This is a genomic window from Collinsella aerofaciens (genome assembly GCF_040910185.1).
Classification (GTDB): domain Bacteria; phylum Actinomycetota; class Coriobacteriia; order Coriobacteriales; family Coriobacteriaceae; genus Collinsella; species Collinsella aerofaciens_BF.
The window spans coordinates 1-17,240 of the sequence record NZ_JBDGBA010000006.1 but is presented as its reverse complement, the minus strand read 5'-3'; the positions used below and the strand labels follow the sequence as shown (position 1 = coordinate 17,240).

General features: G+C 60.5%; 19 protein-coding genes. 18 read left to right on the top strand and 1 reads right to left on the bottom strand.

Features of this window, described 5'->3' with window-relative positions:
* Positions 1-217: 217 nt before the first annotated feature.
* The 17 genes from AB5Z54_RS03695 (at position 218) to AB5Z54_RS03615 (ending at position 15,231) form a co-directional block, all read left to right on the top strand.
* The gene (locus tag AB5Z54_RS03695; protein ID WP_368160273.1) at positions 218-1,468 is read left to right on the top strand and encodes a N5-glutamine methyltransferase family protein; all 1,251 of its coding nucleotides are present in this window, start codon (positions 218-220) and stop codon (positions 1,466-1,468) included.
* 75 nt (positions 1,469-1,543) lie between these two features.
* Positions 1,544-1,939 (top strand): type II toxin-antitoxin system RelE/ParE family toxin, encoded by a 396-nt coding sequence (locus tag AB5Z54_RS03690; protein WP_368144223.1) that lies wholly within the window; start codon positions 1,544-1,546, stop codon positions 1,937-1,939.
* The gene (locus AB5Z54_RS03685) at positions 1,926-2,228 is read left to right on the top strand and encodes a helix-turn-helix domain-containing protein (RefSeq protein WP_006235701.1); all 303 of its coding nucleotides are present in this window, start codon (positions 1,926-1,928) and stop codon (positions 2,226-2,228) included. Before AB5Z54_RS03690 ends, AB5Z54_RS03685 begins: the two co-directional genes overlap by 14 nt.
* Before the next feature lie 148 nt (positions 2,229-2,376).
* Positions 2,377-3,120, top strand: a complete 744-nt coding sequence (locus tag AB5Z54_RS03680; RefSeq protein ID WP_022094267.1) for an L-threonylcarbamoyladenylate synthase — start codon at positions 2,377-2,379, stop codon at positions 3,118-3,120.
* Positions 3,121-3,133: 13 nt separating this feature from the next.
* On the top strand, positions 3,134-4,675 hold the full coding sequence (gene glpK, locus AB5Z54_RS03675; protein WP_368160271.1) for a glycerol kinase GlpK: 1,542 nt from the start codon (positions 3,134-3,136) through the stop codon (positions 4,673-4,675).
* Positions 4,676-4,798: 123 nt separating this feature from the next.
* Positions 4,799-5,446: a uracil phosphoribosyltransferase gene (upp, locus tag AB5Z54_RS03670; RefSeq protein WP_040359658.1), complete on the top strand. Its 648-nt coding sequence runs from the start codon at positions 4,799-4,801 to the stop codon at positions 5,444-5,446.
* Between the two features lie 281 nt (positions 5,447-5,727).
* Complete coding sequence (locus AB5Z54_RS03665; protein WP_022094264.1) at positions 5,728-6,039, top strand: hypothetical protein; 312 nt, start codon at positions 5,728-5,730, stop codon at positions 6,037-6,039.
* Positions 6,040-6,042: 3 nt separating this feature from the next.
* Positions 6,043-6,846 (top strand): F0F1 ATP synthase subunit A, encoded by an 804-nt coding sequence (atpB, locus tag AB5Z54_RS03660; protein WP_022094263.1) that lies wholly within the window; start codon positions 6,043-6,045, stop codon positions 6,844-6,846.
* Positions 6,847-6,970: 124 nt separating this feature from the next.
* Entirely contained in the window at positions 6,971-7,165 is a 195-nt protein-coding gene (locus AB5Z54_RS03655) for an ATP synthase subunit C-like protein (protein WP_022094262.1), read from the top strand.
* 15 nt (positions 7,166-7,180) lie between these two features.
* Entirely contained in the window at positions 7,181-7,783 is a 603-nt protein-coding gene (gene atpF / locus AB5Z54_RS03650; protein WP_006235712.1) for a F0F1 ATP synthase subunit B, read from the top strand.
* Positions 7,773-8,249, top strand: coding sequence for a F0F1 ATP synthase subunit delta (locus tag AB5Z54_RS03645; protein WP_368160269.1), 477 nt, complete (start codon positions 7,773-7,775; stop codon positions 8,247-8,249). The genes atpF and AB5Z54_RS03645 overlap by 11 nt, the downstream gene beginning before the upstream one ends.
* Entirely contained in the window at positions 8,249-9,847 is a 1,599-nt protein-coding gene (gene atpA / locus AB5Z54_RS03640) for a F0F1 ATP synthase subunit alpha (RefSeq protein ID WP_035138794.1), read from the top strand. The genes AB5Z54_RS03645 and atpA overlap by 1 nt, the downstream gene beginning before the upstream one ends.
* 5 nt (positions 9,848-9,852) lie before the next feature.
* Positions 9,853-10,761 carry an ATP synthase F1 subunit gamma gene (gene atpG, locus AB5Z54_RS03635; protein ID WP_368160267.1) on the top strand — a complete coding sequence of 303 codons (909 nt, stop codon included), beginning with the start codon at positions 9,853-9,855 and terminating at the stop codon, positions 10,759-10,761.
* Complete coding sequence (atpD, locus tag AB5Z54_RS03630) at positions 10,761-12,215, top strand: F0F1 ATP synthase subunit beta (RefSeq protein WP_006235717.1); 1,455 nt, start codon at positions 10,761-10,763, stop codon at positions 12,213-12,215. Before atpG ends, atpD begins: the two co-directional genes overlap by 1 nt.
* Positions 12,216-12,218: 3 nt before the next feature.
* A complete protein-coding gene (atpC, locus tag AB5Z54_RS03625) occupies positions 12,219-12,611 on the top strand; it encodes an ATP synthase F1 subunit epsilon (protein ID WP_006235718.1) in 393 nt (130 codons plus the stop codon).
* An 88-nt stretch (positions 12,612-12,699) separates the two neighbouring features.
* A complete protein-coding gene (murA, locus tag AB5Z54_RS03620; RefSeq protein ID WP_195503151.1) occupies positions 12,700-13,983 on the top strand; it encodes a UDP-N-acetylglucosamine 1-carboxyvinyltransferase in 1,284 nt (427 codons plus the stop codon).
* A 12-nt stretch (positions 13,984-13,995) separates the two neighbouring features.
* The gene (locus AB5Z54_RS03615) at positions 13,996-15,231 is read left to right on the top strand and encodes an LCP family protein (protein ID WP_368160265.1); all 1,236 of its coding nucleotides are present in this window, start codon (positions 13,996-13,998) and stop codon (positions 15,229-15,231) included.
* A 336-nt stretch (positions 15,232-15,567) separates the two neighbouring features.
* Here AB5Z54_RS03615 and pepT read toward each other — a convergent pair whose 3' ends face one another.
* Positions 15,568-16,815 (bottom strand): peptidase T, encoded by a 1,248-nt coding sequence (gene pepT, locus AB5Z54_RS03610; RefSeq protein ID WP_368160263.1) that lies wholly within the window; start codon positions 16,813-16,815, stop codon positions 15,568-15,570.
* A 120-nt stretch (positions 16,816-16,935) separates the two neighbouring features.
* Here pepT and AB5Z54_RS03605 point away from each other — a divergent pair.
* Positions 16,936-17,240: metal-dependent transcriptional regulator (locus AB5Z54_RS03605; protein ID WP_368160260.1), on the top strand; the 305-nt coding region annotated here is incomplete at its 3' end.

The following is a 17,240-nucleotide window of genomic DNA, read 5'->3' as shown; positions in this document are numbered from 1 at the left end:
TCTTGGTTAGATATTGGTCAGTTTTGGGTCAACCTTGCCAAAAGCTTGACGGATGCAGATTTAGACGTCGACGAATGAACACTTCGATTGCGATTCAAGCAAAATTCTGGGCTGATTCTCGATAATCGCTTCCAATCGTCCCTTGCCGCGTGCCGCCCTCGCGTACAATCTGCTCCGACATTCGCGCGCCGTCCGGCGCTTAAGAGGGGAGGGCCCCATGGCAAACGAGATTTGGACCATCAAGCGTTGTCTCGAGTGGACCAAGGAGTACCTGGCCGAGCGCGGCGAGGAGCACCCCCGTCTTTCTGCCGAGTGGCTGCTCTGCGCTGCCACGGGTTTGGCACGCATCGACTTATATATGCGCATGGACGAGACGCTTAACGCGGCTCAGCTCGAGACCATGCACGCGGCCGTTGTTCGTCGCGCTAAAGGTGAACCGCTGCAGTACATCACCGGCAGCACGCAGTTTCGCATGATCGACGTCACGTGCGCCCCCGGCGTGCTCATTCCGCGTCCCGAGACCGAGATGCTCGTCGAGGAAGTCCTCAATTATCTGGATGCCGAGGTGCTGAGCCCCGAGGCTGCTGCCCGTCAGCGTGTTGAGCTGCCTTGGAACGATGAGGTCGAGGAGGCACGCAAGGCTGAGGCCGCGCTGGCAGACGAACGCGCGACCGCCGAGCGCCGTGCCGCCAACCTGACGGCCGCCGACGAGGCGGCGCTGGGCGGCGATGTGCTGGGCAGTCGCGCCTATGCCGAGGAACTGGCCGACCGCGAGGCCGAGGAAGCCGCCGCGCAGGCAGCAGAAGCCGAAGCCGCGGAAGCCGCCGAGCCCGAGCTCGACGAATACGGCATCGCCATCGAGGGTGCCGACCAGGAGACGGCTTCAGCTCAGGATGCCGCTTCGCCTGCCCCAGCCGAGCCCCGCATCGCCCGCGTTCTCGAGGTCGGCTGCGGCACGGGCTGCATTTCGCTCTCCCTTGCCTGGGAGCGCCGCGGCCACGTTACCTGCACCGCCACCGATATCGAGCCGCGCGCTATCGATTTGGCCACCAAAAACCGCGATGCGCTTGGCCTCACGTACGACGAGGTCGCCTTCAGCCTCACCAACCTGGTGAGTTCCATTCCCCGCGAAGAGTGGGGCACGTTCGACGTGCTTGTCTCCAATCCGCCCTACATTCCGACCGACGTCATGCGCTCGCTGCCGCACGAGGTCAAGGACTTCGAGCCCGACCTGGCGCTTGAGGGCGGCGCCGACGGCCTCGATATCTTCCGCCGCCTGCTCAATGCGGCGCCTTACATGCTGCGCGCCGGCGGCCTGTTTGCCTGCGAGCTCTACGAGGGTGCCCTCGACGCCGCCGCCGAGCTCTGCCGCCAGGCGGGTCTCTCGGACGTGCGCATCGTCCGCGACCTCACCGATCGCCCCCGCATCGTCCGAGCCATCGTCACCGAGCCCAAACAGCGTATTTAAGCTGAACAAATAGACATTTGCGCAAATTTGTCCTTGCAATATACCGTAAAACTTCTACTATAGAAGGAGAAAGGTATGTCAAATCAGCTGTATCGGTACCGTATCGTGCTTGATTACATTGAACCTTGGCTTGATGAGCAGGATGAAGCTACGCTGAAGCAGATTTATGCAGACCTTTTGGTGCTCGAGAAGGAAGGTCCCAGCCTTGGTCGTCCGCTGGTTGACCGCGTAAAGGGCTCGAAGCTTCATCATTTAAAGGAGCTGAGAGTGACGTCGTGTGGTGGGCAGGTGATTCGCATCCTCTTCGCCTTTGACCCCAAGCGCCAGGCGGTATTGCTATTGGCGGGTGATAAGTCGCGAGCGGGATCGTCAAGGGCAAAATGGAACGGTTGGTATGCGATCAACATTCCAAGGGCCGAGCAAATATACCGTCGCCACGTAAGGAGGCTCGATCGAGATGGAACTGCATGAGTATATGGAATCTCGCGGGATAACACGCGACTCCATTACCGCCGAGCAGGAGAGGACTCGCGATCGTATCGAAGCCTATAAGCTTGCTCAGATTCGCAGGTTAAAAGATCTAACACAGGCGTCGGTCGCCCAGTCGATGGGCGTTTCTCAAAAACGTGTATCCGAGCTCGAGCGTGGGGAGTTGGGTTCGATGAGGCTCGACACGCTGAGCAGGTACGCAGAGAGCCTCGGCGGAAAACTGGTTGCAAGCATCGAGTTTCCCGATCGTACCGTTACGCTTGCGCGCTAAAAATCTTCAATTAACCCCCTCACTTTCACCGACTACTAGAGCCGCTCACCAAACCAACATGCGCTCTGGGCAAATAGGTTGAATGTTTCGTGCGAGAATGCCCCACAGTAAACAAACTTGCACCGGAGCGTAAGGGGCTGGCATACACATGCAGACGGTCTATCGGGTATACGAGGGAACGCGCGAGCCGCATCGGCTTGCCGTCGAGCGCACGGCCGAGGTGCTCGGCCGCGGCGGCCTGGCCTTGATTCCGACCGAGACCGTCTACGGTGTTGCCGTGGCAGTCAACGCCTTCTCGGACGCCGTGCCCCAAGATACAAGCGAATTCCCATCGTGGCCGCGCGATCCGCAGGCTGCCGTCAATGGCGCCGCAGTTCCTGCGCTCGGCACCGGCTATCGCCGTATCTTCACTCTCAAGCAACGTGAGCTCACGCAAACCGTCGCTTGGCTGGTCGATGGCGTCGAAGCACTCGACCGCTATGGCGTGGATATCCCGGAAGATGCCCGCGTACTCGCGCGACGATGCTGGCCGGGAGCCCTGACTATCGTGGTCAAGGCAGCCCCCTGCGTGCCGACCTTTATGCGCGCTGCCGACGACACCGTGGCCCTGCGCGCTTCGGCCTCTCCCGTGGTCCAAGCGCTCATCCGCGCCTGCGGCAGTCCCCTTGCCTGCACGAGCGCCAACACGCACGGCGCGCCTTCGCCGGCAAGCTTTGCCGCCGTCGAGGGTCGCATCCTGGAGGGGGTCGATGTTGCCGTCGACGCCGGTGAGACCCCGTGTCGCGACGCCTCGACCATCGTGTCGTTCCAGCACGGCGGGCTCCAGATCCTGCGCCAAGGCGCACTTCCCGCATCAGAGATCGAGCGGGTCCTGTCCGACCCGATGCAATAGAAGGGTGTAAGCGATGTCTTTGAATCTGGGCAGCCTGGGCATGGAAGATGCCTCGTTTAACTTTGGCGGTTCCTACATCATGGCGCTCGACTGCGGCACTACCTCGGTACTCGCGGCCATTGTCGACGAATACGGCTGCATCGTTGCCCAGGCGCGTCGTAGCGTCAAAACCAGCTTCCCGCGCCCCGGCTGGGTGGAGCAGGATCCCACGGAGGTGCTTGCCAGCCAGATCGGCGTGATGATGGAGGTTCAGTTTAAGAGCGGTATCCATTCCGACCGCATCGCCGCCATCGGCATCTCCAACCAGCGCGAGACCACGGTGGTCTGGGACCGCGTGAGCGGCCAGCCCATCTATAACGCCATCGTATGGCAGTGCCGTCGTACCGCGCCGGCGATCGACGCGTTGGTTGAACAGGGTTGCGAGGAGCTGGTGCGCTCCCGCACGGGACTTACGCTTGACCCGTATTTCTCGGCCTCCAAGGTGCAGTGGATTCTCGACAACGTCGACGGCGCACGCGAGAGCGCGGCGGCGGGCGACCTCATGTTTGGCACCATCGACACCTGGCTCATCTACAACCTCACCGGCGGCCAGGTCTTTGCCACCGACTACACCAATGCCAGCCGCACGGCACTCTTTAATATCCATACGCTCGATTGGGACGACGACCTGCTGGCGCTCTTTGACGTTCCACGTTCCATGATGCCCGAGGTTCGCTGGAGCTCGGGCGACTACGGCCGCGTCGCGAGCGACATCATGACCAACATGCCGCCCATCATGGGTGTGGCGGGCGACCAGCAGGCATCGCTGTTCGGTCACTGCTGTTTCCGTCCCGGCCAGACCAAAAACACCTATGGCACGGGCTGCTTTATGCTCATGAACACCGGCGACGAGATCGTCGAATCCAAGAATGGCCTGGTCTCCACCATCGGTATCGCTGCGGACGGCAAAGTCAGCTATGCGCTCGAGGGCTCTATTTTTGCCGCCGGCTCAACGATGAACTGGCTTCGCAACAACATGGGCATCATCTCGAGCGTGAGCGAGTCGGCACAACTCGCCGCTTCGATTAGCGACAACGAGGGCTGCTACTTCGTTCCCGCCTTTGCGGGTTTGGGTGCTCCCTGGTGGGACCCGCATGCCCGCGGTATTGTGTGCGGTCTGACCGGCGCCTCGAGCCGTGCGACCATCGTACGTGCCGCCTGCGAATCCATGGCATATCAGAGCTACGACGTGCTGCGCGCCATGGAGCAGGACGTGGGGCTTTCGATTGAGCGCCTGTCCGTCGATGGCGGTGCCTCGCGCAACGAGTTCATCATGCAATTCCAGGCCGACCTGCTGGATATCCCCGTGCTGCAATGCGAGACGGTGGAGACCACGGCAATCGGTGCCGCGTACTTGGCGGGTCTTGCCGTCGGCTATTGGGAAGACCTGGAGGAGCTGGAGCAAAATGCCCAGATCGTTAGGACCTTCCTTCCCCACATGTCCGCCGAGCGCCGCGAGCAAAACCTTGCGGGCTGGCGTGATGCAGCCAGGCGCTCGCTCAGCACCGCACAGTAGGGCTGCGATGGGCTGCTCGATACAACAAACCGCTAAACTAATGCATGGCGTGCGGCGGCAACATTGCTGCACGCCTTGTCAGCAAGGCCGTTTTGCGGCCGCAACGAAAGGGGCAATCAATCCATGACCGTCACCTACGATGCGTCCCGTGTGACGCTTGTCGATCACCCGCTCGTCCAGCACAAGCTGTCGATCCTGCGCGACAAAAACACCGGCACCAACCAGTTCCGTCAGCTCGTGCGCGAACTCGCACTTTTTGACGGCTACGAGGCCATGCGCGACCTGCCTATGGAAGACGTCGAGGTCGAGACCCCCATCACTACCGCCACGTTCAAACAGCTCGCCGGCAAGAAACTCGCCATCGTGCCCATCCTGCGTGCGGGCCTTGGCATGGTCGACGGCATCCTCGACCTGGTGCCCTCCGCTCGCGTGGGCCACATCGGCATGGAGCGCGACGAGGTCACCCACGAGCCGCACGAGTATTACTGCAAGATGCCCAAGGATATCGACCAGCGCATCTGCCTGGTCGTCGACCCCATGCTCGCCACGGGCGGTTCGGCCGAGATGGCCATTAGCTACCTGCGCGAGCGCGGTGTCAAGGACATCCGCATGCTGTGCATCGTCGCGGCCCCCGAGGGCCTCAAGTCGCTGACTGAGAAGGACCCTGATGTGCATATCTATACCTGCGCCATCGACGACCATCTCAACGAGGCTGCCTACATCGTTCCCGGCCTGGGCGACGCCGGCGACCGCATCTACGGCACGCTCTAGTCGCTGGGCTAAGATGGCCGCGGCTGCAAATACGAAGAAACGGTGCGCGCGGACGAACAAAAGGCGACCGCGCGCACTCCTGTTAACGGACGTTTTGCCCTGCAGGGTTCGAGAAAAACGTATTACCGTACCTGCGGCATAAAGAAGGTCTTAAGAAAACGAACAGGTGCGTATTAACCGATGCTTTTTCGGTTGTACTTTAGCGATTGGCTCGTACAATAGTCACCAATGTTTGGCGGGAACTGTTCTGTGAAGCGTTAAAAAGGAAAGTGAGGACGCCAGTGTTTCAGATAGCCGATCTGCTCGCTATCGTTGCAGGCGCCATCGCGGGCGCAATTGCCTTCCTTCCCTTTGTCTTTACGCTCAAGCCGGTTCTTGACGATAAACAGAATGCGGACATGCTCAAGGGTATGGTGAGTCTGGCGGTCTCGGCAATCGCCCTGCTCGTCTTTACCTTGGTTGTGTTTGTGTTGTTCGGAGAGGCATTTCGCATGTTCCTCCTGGGCGAGGCGATCGGCTTCGTGGCCTTTATGGCCGCCTGCACGGTTCGCGTCGCCAAGGCGCTGCGAGATCCTCATGAGGTCGAAAGGTAAGTCGTGGAAATTTTTGAAAAGCTGCCTGATGAGATTAATCATCTGGTCAGCGAGTTCAGCTCCACCCCTGTCGTGGGCGATCTGAGCTGCGGCATCACGCAGTACTCGTTTTGGCTGATCGTCTCCACGATCGTGCTCCTGATCGTCCTGGCCGTGTTCAAGAAGAAGCAGACCCTGGTTCCCAAGGGCTTCTTCGTCAACGGTTTCGAGTACATCATCGAGTACGTCGAGAACGATATCGGCAAGGGCGTCGTGGGTGAGAACTGGAAGAAGCACTTCCCGTTCCTGTGCTCGCTTTTCCTGTTCATCCTGATCAACAACATGATCGGCCTGATCCCGGGAATGAAGCCCGGCACCGGCGCAATCGGCTCCACCGCCGCGCTCGCCATCTTCGCCTTTGTGTACTTCATCTACTACGGATGCAAGGCTCACGGCGTGATCGGCTACATCAAGAGCCTCGCCCCGCAGGGCGTGAGCTTCCCGATGAACGTGCTCGTGTGGGTCGTCGAGCTTTTCTCGACCTTCCTGCGCCTCATCACGCTCGCCGTCCGTCTGTTCTGCAACATGTTCGCAGGACACGTGGTCATGGGCTCGTTCGCCATCATGGCGAGCATGTTCATGCAGCCGCTGCTTCAGCAGGTTTCCGCGGCCCACGCCGTCGGCGCCCTGCCTTCGCTAGCCTGGCTTGCCATCCTCATCCTGATCTATGCGATCGAGCTTGTGGTCGGCGCCATCCAGGCTTACGTCTTCACGGTCCTTACCGCCGTGTATGTCTCCGAGGCAGAGGAGGTCGCGGAGGAGGAGTAGTCTTCCGTTCGCGCCTTAAAGGTAAGGTAATTCGTTAAACCGCCGGTGCCCGTACCCATGGAGCCCGGCAGTTATAAAAAGGTTATCCTGCGTGAAATAAGACACGCACGACAAAGGAGGAATCGTGGGAGTTATCGGTTACGGTCTCGGTGTTATCGGCGCTGGTCTTGCTATCGGCCTGTCTGCTCTGGGTGCTACGGGTGCTATGGCCCGTCAGCCTGAGGTCCAGGGCCGCGTGTTCACCGTCTTCATCATGGGCTCCGCCTTCGGCGAGGCTCTGGCTCTGATCGGCTTCGTTGTCGCGCTGATCGTTAAATAGCACGGAGCGTCAAGTATGAATCTTTCATCCCAGAAGAGCGCGATCGCACTCTCCGCGTCCGCGGCCGCGCTGCTCATGCCGGTTTCCGCGTTCGCCGAGGACGGCGCTGCCGGTGCGGACATCCTCATCCCTAAGATGGCGGAGTTCATCCCGGCGCTTATCGCCTTCCTGATTATCTGGATCGTGCTGGCCAAGGTCGCCCTGCCGGGCATCATGAAGACCATGGAGGAGCGCGGCAAGAAGATCGAGGAGAGCCTCGACGAGGCCGAGAAGACCAAGCAGGAGGCTATCGCCAAGCGCGCTGAGTCCGACTCGATCGTCACCGACGCCCGTCGTCAGGCTGCCGACATTGTTCTCGAGGCCCGTAAGGACGCCGAGTCCGAGCGCGCCCGTATCATCGAGGCTGCTCACAAGGAGGCCGAGGAGATCATCGCCAAGGCCCATACGACCGTCGAGGACGAGCGCAAGTCCATCTACGCCGGTGCCGCGAGCTCCATTGCCGACCTGTCCGTTGCCGTCGCCACCAAGATCGTGGGCGAGGCACTCGAGGACGATGCCGAGCAGAAGAAGCTCATCGAGCGCTACATCCAGGAAGCAGGTAGCCTGAATGCCGACTAGCCGCTATCAGGACAAGGTGCTCGAGACCTACGCGCGCTCCCTTCTGGAAGCCGCTAAGGCCGAGAACCATGTGTTCGAGGACCTCGAGATGATCGAGCGCCTGGCTTCTGCCAGCCCCGAGATCATCGCCGTGCTCGACACCATGTCCAAGCGCGACCAGCTCGACCTTCTTCCCAAGGTGGCAGCTGCCTTTAAGTATGTTGCCGAGGAAGACGAGGATGTAGTGGGCGTGACCGTCACCACGGCGATCCCGCTCGACGACGAGCTGCGTCAAACCATCACTAAGAAATGCGAGCAGGACTTCGGCCGCAAGGTATTCCTTATCGAGCAGGTCGACCCGTCTATCGTGGGCGGCTTGGTGCTCGAGGCCCGCGGCGAGCGTCGTGACATTTCCGTCAAGACGCAGCTGCGCATCGCGCAGGAGACCCTCGTAAACTCTGCTAATTCGTACGGAGGTGAAGCCTAATGTCCGAAACCCTCAATGCCCAGGATATCGCCAAGAAACTGCAGGAGCAGCTCACGAGCCTCTCCGCGACGGTCGATACGCATGAGGTTTCAACGGTCGACGAGGTAGGCGACGGCATCGCGCGCGTCTCCGGCCTCAAGAGCGCCATGGCAGGCGAGCTTCTGGAGTTCAAGAGCTCCGATACCGGTGAGACCGTCTTCGGCCTTGCCCAGAACCTTGACCGTGACGAGGTCGGCGCCGTTCTGTTTGGCGCCGTCGACTCCATCAAGGAAGGCGACGAGTGTCGCACCACTGGCCGCATTATGGATATCCCCGTGAGCCGCGCCATGCTCGGCCGCGTCGTCAATCCGCTCGGCCAGCCTATCGACGGCCTGGGTGACATCGTCGCCACGCACCGTCGCCCCATCGAGTTCAAGGCCCCCGGCGTTATCGACCGTACCCCGGTGTGCGAGCCGGTTCAGACCGGCCTGTTGGCCATCGACTCCATGGTGCCTATCGGCCGTGGTCAGCGTGAGCTCATCATCGGCGACCGTAAGACCGGTAAGACCGCCATCGCCATCGACGCTATCCTCAACCAGCGCGGCAAGGGCATGGTCTGCATCTATGTCGCCATCGGCCAGAAGGCCTCCACGGTTGCCAACATCCGCGAGACCCTCGCTCAGCACGGTGCGCTTGACTACACCATCATCGTTTCGGCCACCGCTGCCGATTCCGCCCCTATGCAGTACATCGCGCCTATGGCCGGTGCCGCTATCGGCGAGTTCTTCATGTACAACGGTGAGGACGGCAAGCCCGCCAGCGAGACCAACCCCGGTGGCCACGTGCTCGTCATCTACGACGACCTGTCCAAGCAGGCTGTGGCTTACCGTCAGATGTCGCTGACGCTGCATCGTCCGCCCGGACGCGAGGCCTATCCCGGCGACATCTTCTACCTGCACTCTCGTCTGCTCGAGCGTGCAGTCAAGATGTCCAAGAAGAACGGTTATGGCTCCATGACGGCTCTTCCGATCATCGAGACCCAGGACGGCGACGTTTCGGCCTACATTCCGACCAACGTCATTTCCATTACCGATGGTCAGATCTACCTGCAGTCCGAGCTCTTCTTCCAGGGCCAGCGCCCGGCAGTCGACGTGGGCATTTCCGTGTCCCGCGTCGGTGGCGACGCACAGACCAAGGCCATGAAGCAGGTCGCCGGCAACCTCCGTCTGGACCTTGCTTCGTACCAGGAGCTCGCCGGCTTCACGCAGTTCGGCTCCGACCTCGACGAGGCCACGCAAAAGCAGCTTACCCACGGCGCTCGCATGACTGAGCTCCTTAAGCAGCCGCGTTACAAGCCGTTTGAGGTTGGCGAGCAGATCGTTACGCTGTTCGCTGGCAACGAGGGCTTCCTGGATGACCTGGAGATCGCCGACGTGCTGCCTTTCCGTGCCGAGCTCATCGAGTACATGGACAATGGCTTTGGCTCGCTGCTCGACAAGGTTCGCGCCAAGAAGATCGATGATGACACCAAGGCTGAGCTCTTGCGCGTCATCGGTGACTTCAAGCAGCAGTTCATGGCCAAGCACCATTCGGATGTTTCTGGATCAGAGGAGAACTAAGCCCCATGGCCAACCTTCGCGACATTAAGAAGCGAATCTCCTCGGTTACCACGACCAAGCAGATCACGCGCACGATGGAGATGGTCTCTACGGCCAAGATCCGTCGTGCCCTCGATCGCTCCAAGCAGGCCGAGCCCTATAAGGAGGCGCTGACCGACGTCATGTTGACGGTCGCCGGCGACGCCTCCTGTTCGGGCACCGATCCCATGCTGCAGAAGCATGAGAGCGTCAAGCATGGCCTGATTGTCGTTATTGCCTCGGACCGCGGCCTTGCCGGCGGTTTCAATACGACGGTGGAGCGCACGGCCGAAAAGCTCGCCGCTTCTTGGGCGAACGACGGCATCGAGTGCGAGATCATCGCGTGTGGGCGCAAACCGGCCACGTATTTCCGTGACCGCGCAGACGTCGTCATGCACTTTGAGGGCAACTCCTCTGAGCCCGATTTCAATCAGGCCCGCATGATCTCCTCTCATATCTGCGATGCGTATCGTGCCGGTGAGCTTGACCGTGTCGAGCTTGTCTACCACCACGCCAAGAACCGCGTGGATCAGGAGCTTCGCGTCGAGCATCTGTTGCCGCTCGACCCCGAGATGATCGCTATGGCCCACGGTCCGCGTAAGAACGAGACCGACGCCCCTAAGCGCATCTCGTCCACGTTCGAGTTCGTGCCCTCTCCCGAGCATGTTCTCGGCAAGCTTGTGCCGTCTTATATCCTGACGGTCATCTACCAGGCCCTGATCGATTCGGCGGCTGCCGAGCAGGGTGCACGCCGCAAGGCCATGCACTCCGCGACGGAAAACGCCACCGCGATCATCTCGACCCTTACCCGCACGTATAGTCGCGTGCGCCAGGCTTCGATCACGACCGAGATTAACGAGATCGTCGGCGGAGCCTCAGCATTGGAGGAACAGTAATGGCTAATAACACCGTAAAGCTTGCGGTCGAGGAAGCCACCAAGAAGACGACTGCCGGTGATGGTCGCATCGTGCGAATCATCGGCCCTGTCGTCGACGTCAAGTTTGACGGCGCGGTGCCCCCGATCTACAACGCGCTCACGGTCGAGGCCGAGACCCCGATCGGTCATCTGAGCACGATCCTCGAGGTCGAGAGCCAGCTTCCGGGCGGCGTCGTCCGCACGGTCGCCATGTCCTCGACCGACGGCCTGCAGCGCGGCCTCATCGCCACCGATACCGGTGAGCCCATGAAGATGCCGGTCGGCCCCAAGACGCTCGGCCGCATTTGGAACGTCATGGGCAAGCCCGTCGACGGCAAGCCCATGCCCGAGGTGGAGGAGTTCTACCCCATCCACCATGCAGCGCCCCGTTTCGACGAGCTCACCACCAAGACCGAGATCTTCGAGACCGGCATCAAGGCCGTTGACCTGCTCGAGCCCTACATCCGTGGCGGCAAAACGGGTCTGTTCGGCGGCGCCGGCGTCGGCAAGACCGTTTTGATTCAGGAGCTCATCAACAACCTCGCCCAGGAGCACGGCGGCACTTCGGTGTTCACCGGCGTCGGCGAGCGTACCCGCGAGGGCACCGACCTGTTCCTCGAGATGAGCGAGTCTGGCGTTATCGACAAGACCTGCTTGGTCTATGGTCAGATGAACGAGCCGCCCGGAGCGCGTCTGCGCATCGGTCTGGCCGGCCTTACCACCGCTGAGTATTTCCGTGATCGTGGCCAGGACGTTCTGCTGTTCATCGACAACATCTTCCGCTTCTCCCAGGCAGGTTCCGAGGTTTCCGCACTGCTGGGCCGTATGCCGTCCGCCGTTGGTTACCAGCCCACGCTGGCAACCGAGATGGGCGACCTCCAGGAGCGCATTACCTCGACCAAGACGGGTTCCATTACCTCCGTCCAGGCCGTCTACGTCCCTGCAGACGACCTGACCGACCCGGCGCCTGCCACGACGTTTACGCACCTCGACGCCACTACGGTCCTTTCGCGTAGCATTTCGTCGCTCGGTCTGTTCCCGGCTATCGACCCGCTCGCGTCTTCCTCCGACGCTCTCGATCCCTCGATCGTCGGCGAGGAGCACTACCGTGTCGCCGTCAAGGTCCAGGAGCTCCTGCAGGAGTACTCCGACCTTCAGGACATCATCGCCATTCTGGGTATGGACGAGCTGTCCGAGGAGCAGCGCCTTACGGTCAACCGTGCCCGTAAGATCCAGCAGTTCCTCTCCCAGTCCTTCCACGTTGCCGAGAAGTTCACCGGCAACCCCGGTGTCTACGTCCGCGTCGAGGATACCGTCCGCTCCTTCGCCGAGATTGTCGACGGCAAGGCCGATGACCTGCCCGAGCAGGCTTTCCGCTATGCTTCCACGATTGAGGACGTGCGCGAGCGCGCCCGCAAGATGGGGGAGAAGTAGGTTATGCGTATCCGCATCGTGTGCCCCGTGAGCTGCGCCTATGAGGGCGACGCTGCGTTTGTGTCGATTCCGTCCACGGATGGCGAGTTTGGCGTTCTGCCTGCTCACTCCAGCGAGATTTGCACGATCGACCGCGGTTACGTTCGCGTTTCCGATAAGGCCATGGGCACTGTCGACCACACGTTTGCCGTGGCCGGCGGCTATGCCCAGGTTGCGGACGATGTCGTGACCGTTCTCGCCGAGCGCGCTTGCGATTTGGCGACCGTCGATGCCGACAAGCTTAAAGCTGATATTCAAGGTTTTGAAGAGAAGCTGGGTAATTTGTCGGAGGATGATGCACGCCGCGCCTACCTCTATAATGAAATCGCATGGTGTAAGCTCAAGCTTGCCCAATAGTCAAACGATTTAGCGTTCGACCATTTGCGAACACATCATGCCCGGGATGGCCCAGCCACTCCGGGCATGCTTTTTGAAAGGGTAGACCTTGGATATTATCCGCGTTGAGGGTGGCCACGCCATCGGAGGCTCCGTGCCCGTTTCGGGCGCCAAGAACTCCGCGCTCAAACTCATGGCGGCAACGCTTCTGGCGCCGGGCAAGACGACGCTGCAGAACGTGCCCGATATTTCCGATGTCCACGTGATGGGCAAGGTGCTCAAAGGCATGGGCGCTACGATCGATGTTCTCGACGAGCACACGCTCGAGATTGATACCTCTCAGGTCGATTCATGGGAGGCCCCCTACGAGCTCGTTGCCAAGATGCGCGCTTCCACCGCCGTCATGGGACCCCTGCTGGGCCGCTTCCATCGCGCCAAAATTGCCATGCCGGGCGGCTGCAACCTGGGTGCTCGCAAGATCGATATGCACATTCTTGGTCTTGAGGCCCTGGGCGTTGAGTTCGATACCGCCCACGGTTACATCAACGCTAATGCGCCCCAAGGTCTGCGCGGTACCACCGTCACGCTCGAGTTCGCCAGCGTCGGTGCGACCGAGAACCTCATCATGGCCTCTGTGCGCGCACAGGGCACCACGGTTATCGATAATGCCGCCCGCGAGCCCGAGATCGTCGATCTCGCTAACATGCTCAACGAGATGGGCGCCAAGATTGTCGGCGCCGGTACGCCCGTCGTGACTATCGAAGGCGTGGAAGAGCTCCATCCCGTTACCCATCGCGTGGTGGGCGACCGCATCGAGGCCGGTACCTTTATCGTTGCCGGTGCGTTGATGGCCGACGATCGCGGTGTCGACGTCACGGGTTTTTGCCCCATTCACTTGGGCATGGTGCTCAAGAAGATGGAGCTCATGGGTATCGACTGCGAGCGCGTCGAAGATGGCGTCCATGTGAACCGTGCCGAGCGTATCAAGCCGGTCGACATCCAGACGCTTCCGTTCCCCGGTTTCCCGACCGACATGCAGGCGCAGATTATGGTGCTCTCCGCCCTTGCCGACGGCAGTTCCGTTATTACCGAAAACATCTTCGAGAATCGCTTTATGTTTGCCTCTGAGCTGGTGCGCATGGGTGCCGACATTCGTATCGAGAGCCATCATGCCATGATTCATGGCGTCAAGGGCTTCTCGGGTGCACAGGTTACCTCGCCCGATCTGCGTGGCGGAGCGGCCCTCGTCGTAGCGGGCTTGATCGCCGACGGGACGACCGAGGTTTCGGCCATCCATCACATCAAGCGCGGCTACGAGCAGTTTGTCGAAAAGCTGCAGGCGCTCGGCGCGCATGTCGAGCATGCTACCGTCCCCGATCCCGCCATCTACTAATACAGGTTGCCTATGTTTAATAAAAATCCCCTCGCGGATACCACCGCCCGAAGACCCTCAACTGGTGCGCAGGCCAAGATCTACAGTCGCGATAACGTGGCTCGCTATTCCGAGCGCGCTCGTCAACGTCGTCGTAGCCACACGATTCGTCACGTCGCGCTCATTGTCGTGCTTGGCGTGCTGCTGAGTGCCACTACCGCTGCCGGCCTGTGGTTTGCCACCATTATGGGCAAGCTCGGCGATTCTAATGTCATTACCGACAATCTGCGTCGGGTTCTGGTTGACACCGATGAGGCAAAGGATCCGTTCTACGTGCTGCTTCTTGGCACCGACGGCCGTCCGGGCGAGGATACGTATCGTGCCGACTCGATTATCCTGGCACGCATCGACCCCACGCAAAAGCAGGCGACGCTCATTTCCGTTCCGCGCGACACCAAGGTCGAGTACAAGGGCGAGACCATGAAGATCAACGCCTGCCACACCGTTGGCGGCGCCGAGGCCATGGTCGAGGCGGTCAACGAGTTGTGCGGTGTTCAGATTTCCCACTATGCCGAGGTCAGCTTCGACGGTATGCAGGCGCTGATTGATTCGGTTGGCGGTATCGACATTAACGCAACCGATGATGTTGACGACCCCGAGCACCTGGATATTAAGATTACCGCTGGCCAGCAGCATATGGACGGTGCCACCGCCCTTACCTATGCCCGCTGCCGCTACACCTATGCCGACGGCGATTACACGCGCATGCGCCACCAGCGTCAGGTGCTTGGCGCCCTTGCCAACCAGATTCTCAATAACTTCGATGCCACGAAGATCTTTGGCCTGGTTAATTCGCTGTCCGATATGCTCGTAACCGATATGAGCGTTCAGGATATCGTGGCTACGGTCAACGCCATGCGCGGTATGGATGTCGACGGTATCTACTCGGCCAACCTGCCCTCGTACGCCGACGACAGCACCATGATCGACGGTGTGAGCTACGTCTTTGTCTACGAGGACGAGCTCAAGGAAATGATGGAGCGCGTCGACGCCGGCAAGGACCCCAAGGGTCCCAACACCATGGGCCTTTCCGACGGTTCCAGCTCTACGATCGGCGACCTGAACAACAACACGTCTGACGACTACGCAAACGGTACCGCAACCTCATCGGTCAGCTCTGACGATTCCGATGACTCAAGCGATTCGAGCGATTCGGACTACTACGAAGAGCCCACCGGCGACGGCAACGGCTACGAAGCCAACTACTAGAGTTACGGCGTTTTACCAAACGCCGTAACGACTCGACGCTGCGCGGGCCGCATTTGGACAATCTGACGTTCAACTTCAAGGGCGCGACCAGAAGGTCAGCGCCCTTTCGCTTCACGTCACCTTGTCTCAAATGCGACCCGCTCGCTGTCGTTGCCAAAACATCGGCGTTGCCGGAACACTTGGCACTTGGGGACGTTCCTTTTGTACCGGCAGTTTGGGACACTCCTTGCGTTAAGAGGCTGGCGTGCGTCAACCTGTTCTCATTGCAGCAAAAAAAATCGCCCCGTTCTTGGTTGAGGACGGGGCGATTCGTCTTTTGGACTTGTGCAGCCAGGCTTATGCAAAGCGGGCGACGAGCTCCTGGAGCACGTCGGTCATCTTGACGAGCGAACTGACCGGGACGAACTCGTTGACGCCGTGGTAGCAATAGCCGCCGGTGGAAAGGTTGGGGCAGGGCAGACCGCGGAACGACAGCTGAGCGCCGTCGGTGCCGCCGCGAATCGGCAGCACTTGGGGCTCAACGCCGCAGGCAAGGTAGGCTTCCTTGGCAACATCAATAAGCTCGGGATAGTCACGAACGATCTCGGCCATATTTCGATACTGCTGCTTAATCTCGACCGTCACGCGCTCCTCACCCAGACGCTGGTTGAGCATCGAGGCGGCGGCATCAATAAGGTCGAGTTTCTGCTGGAACTTGGCGGCGTCATGGTCGCGGACGATATAGCGCGCTGTGGCGTGATCGACGGTCGCAGATACACCCTCAAGGTGATAAAAGCCCTCGTAGCCTTCCGTATACTCCGGGCGCTGCACGTAGGGGAGCAACGCGTTGAAGTCGCAGAACAGATTGCCTGCGTTGACCATACGGCCCTTAGCGTCGCCCGGGTGGATGGACTGGCCCTCAAAGCGGACGGTCGCCTCGGCGGCGTTAAAGCACTCCCACTCCAGCTCGCCGATGGGGCCGCCGTCGACCGTGTAGGCGTACTTGCAGCCAAAGGCATCGATATCCAACAGCTCGGCTCCGTGGCCGATCTCCTCGTCAGGGCAGAAGCAAATGCCGAGTGCGGGATGGGGCAGAGAAGGGTCCTGAGCGATACGCGCGACAAGCGACATGATCTCGGCGACGCCTGCCTTGTCGTCCGCGCCCAGCAGCGTGGTGCCATCGCTGCAGACCAGGTCCTCACCTGCGAGGTCGTTCAGGGCGGGAAGCTTGGCGGTACTCATGGCAACGGGCTTACCGTCAACCGTGCCGCAGACCAGGTCGCCGCCTTCGTAGTGTACGATGTGCGGTTTCACGCCGGCACCCGGTGCAACTTCGGTGGTGTCGAGATGGGCGATCAGGCCCAGGGCGGGCTTGTCCTCAGCGCCCGCACTTGCGGGGATATGCGCGCAGACATAGGCGTGCTCGGTCACGTGGGCATCTTCCGCACCAAGCTCGCGCAGCTCTTCAGCCAGCACGTTGGCAAGGTCAAACTGAACGGCGCTCGAGGGTACCTGGTCGCAGTTTGCATCCTCGGACTGCGTGTTGATCTGGACGTAGCGCAAAAAGCGCTCGAGGACATCGGGGTTCGTGGTGGTGTTTTCCATAAAGACCGCTCCAATCTTGGTCGTCGTGTGCAACAAGAACTCTAGCACGGTATGCCACGGCATACCGCGACGCTTTGATGGGGTAGAATCAGCCATTGAATGCAGAAGGGACGGAAGATCATGGATACGACAAATAGCTCGCGCGAACTACATCTGACGGTGGCGAACGAAGACTACTTGGAGTGCATGGTTCGCATTGAAAGCGAAGAGGGGGAAACCAACGGCGTTCGATCGGTCGACATCGCGCAGCGCCTTGGCGTCTCCAAGGCATCGGTCAATAAAGCGGTTTCGGCTCTCAAGGCATCCGAGCTTGTCGAGCAATCGCACTACGGCAAGGTGATCCTGACCGATCGCGGCCGCGAGGTTGGCACGGCTATCTGGTACCGTCATCGCCTCATCCGCACGTTTTTGGTTCAGGAGCTCGG

Coding starts and splice junctions, on each gene's coding strand:
- AB5Z54_RS03695 (WP_368160273.1), top strand. CDS start 218: ATGGCAAACGAGATTTGGACCATCAAGCGTTGTCTCGAGTGGACCAAG.
- AB5Z54_RS03690 (WP_368144223.1), top strand. CDS start 1,544: ATGTCAAATCAGCTGTATCGGTACCGTATCGTGCTTGATTACATTGAA.
- AB5Z54_RS03685 (WP_006235701.1), top strand. CDS start 1,926: ATGGAACTGCATGAGTATATGGAATCTCGCGGGATAACACGCGACTCC.
- AB5Z54_RS03680 (WP_022094267.1), top strand. CDS start 2,377: ATGCAGACGGTCTATCGGGTATACGAGGGAACGCGCGAGCCGCATCGG.
- glpK (WP_368160271.1), top strand. CDS start 3,134: ATGTCTTTGAATCTGGGCAGCCTGGGCATGGAAGATGCCTCGTTTAAC.
- upp (WP_040359658.1), top strand. CDS start 4,799: ATGACCGTCACCTACGATGCGTCCCGTGTGACGCTTGTCGATCACCCG.
- atpF (WP_006235712.1), top strand. CDS start 7,181: ATGAATCTTTCATCCCAGAAGAGCGCGATCGCACTCTCCGCGTCCGCG.
- AB5Z54_RS03645 (WP_368160269.1), top strand. CDS start 7,773: ATGCCGACTAGCCGCTATCAGGACAAGGTGCTCGAGACCTACGCGCGC.
- atpA (WP_035138794.1), top strand. CDS start 8,249: ATGTCCGAAACCCTCAATGCCCAGGATATCGCCAAGAAACTGCAGGAG.
- atpG (WP_368160267.1), top strand. CDS start 9,853: ATGGCCAACCTTCGCGACATTAAGAAGCGAATCTCCTCGGTTACCACG.
- atpD (WP_006235717.1), top strand. CDS start 10,761: ATGGCTAATAACACCGTAAAGCTTGCGGTCGAGGAAGCCACCAAGAAG.
- atpC (WP_006235718.1), top strand. CDS start 12,219: ATGCGTATCCGCATCGTGTGCCCCGTGAGCTGCGCCTATGAGGGCGAC.
- AB5Z54_RS03615 (WP_368160265.1), top strand. CDS start 13,996: ATGTTTAATAAAAATCCCCTCGCGGATACCACCGCCCGAAGACCCTCA.
- pepT (WP_368160263.1), bottom strand. CDS start 16,815: ATGGAAAACACCACCACGAACCCCGATGTCCTCGAGCGCTTTTTGCGC.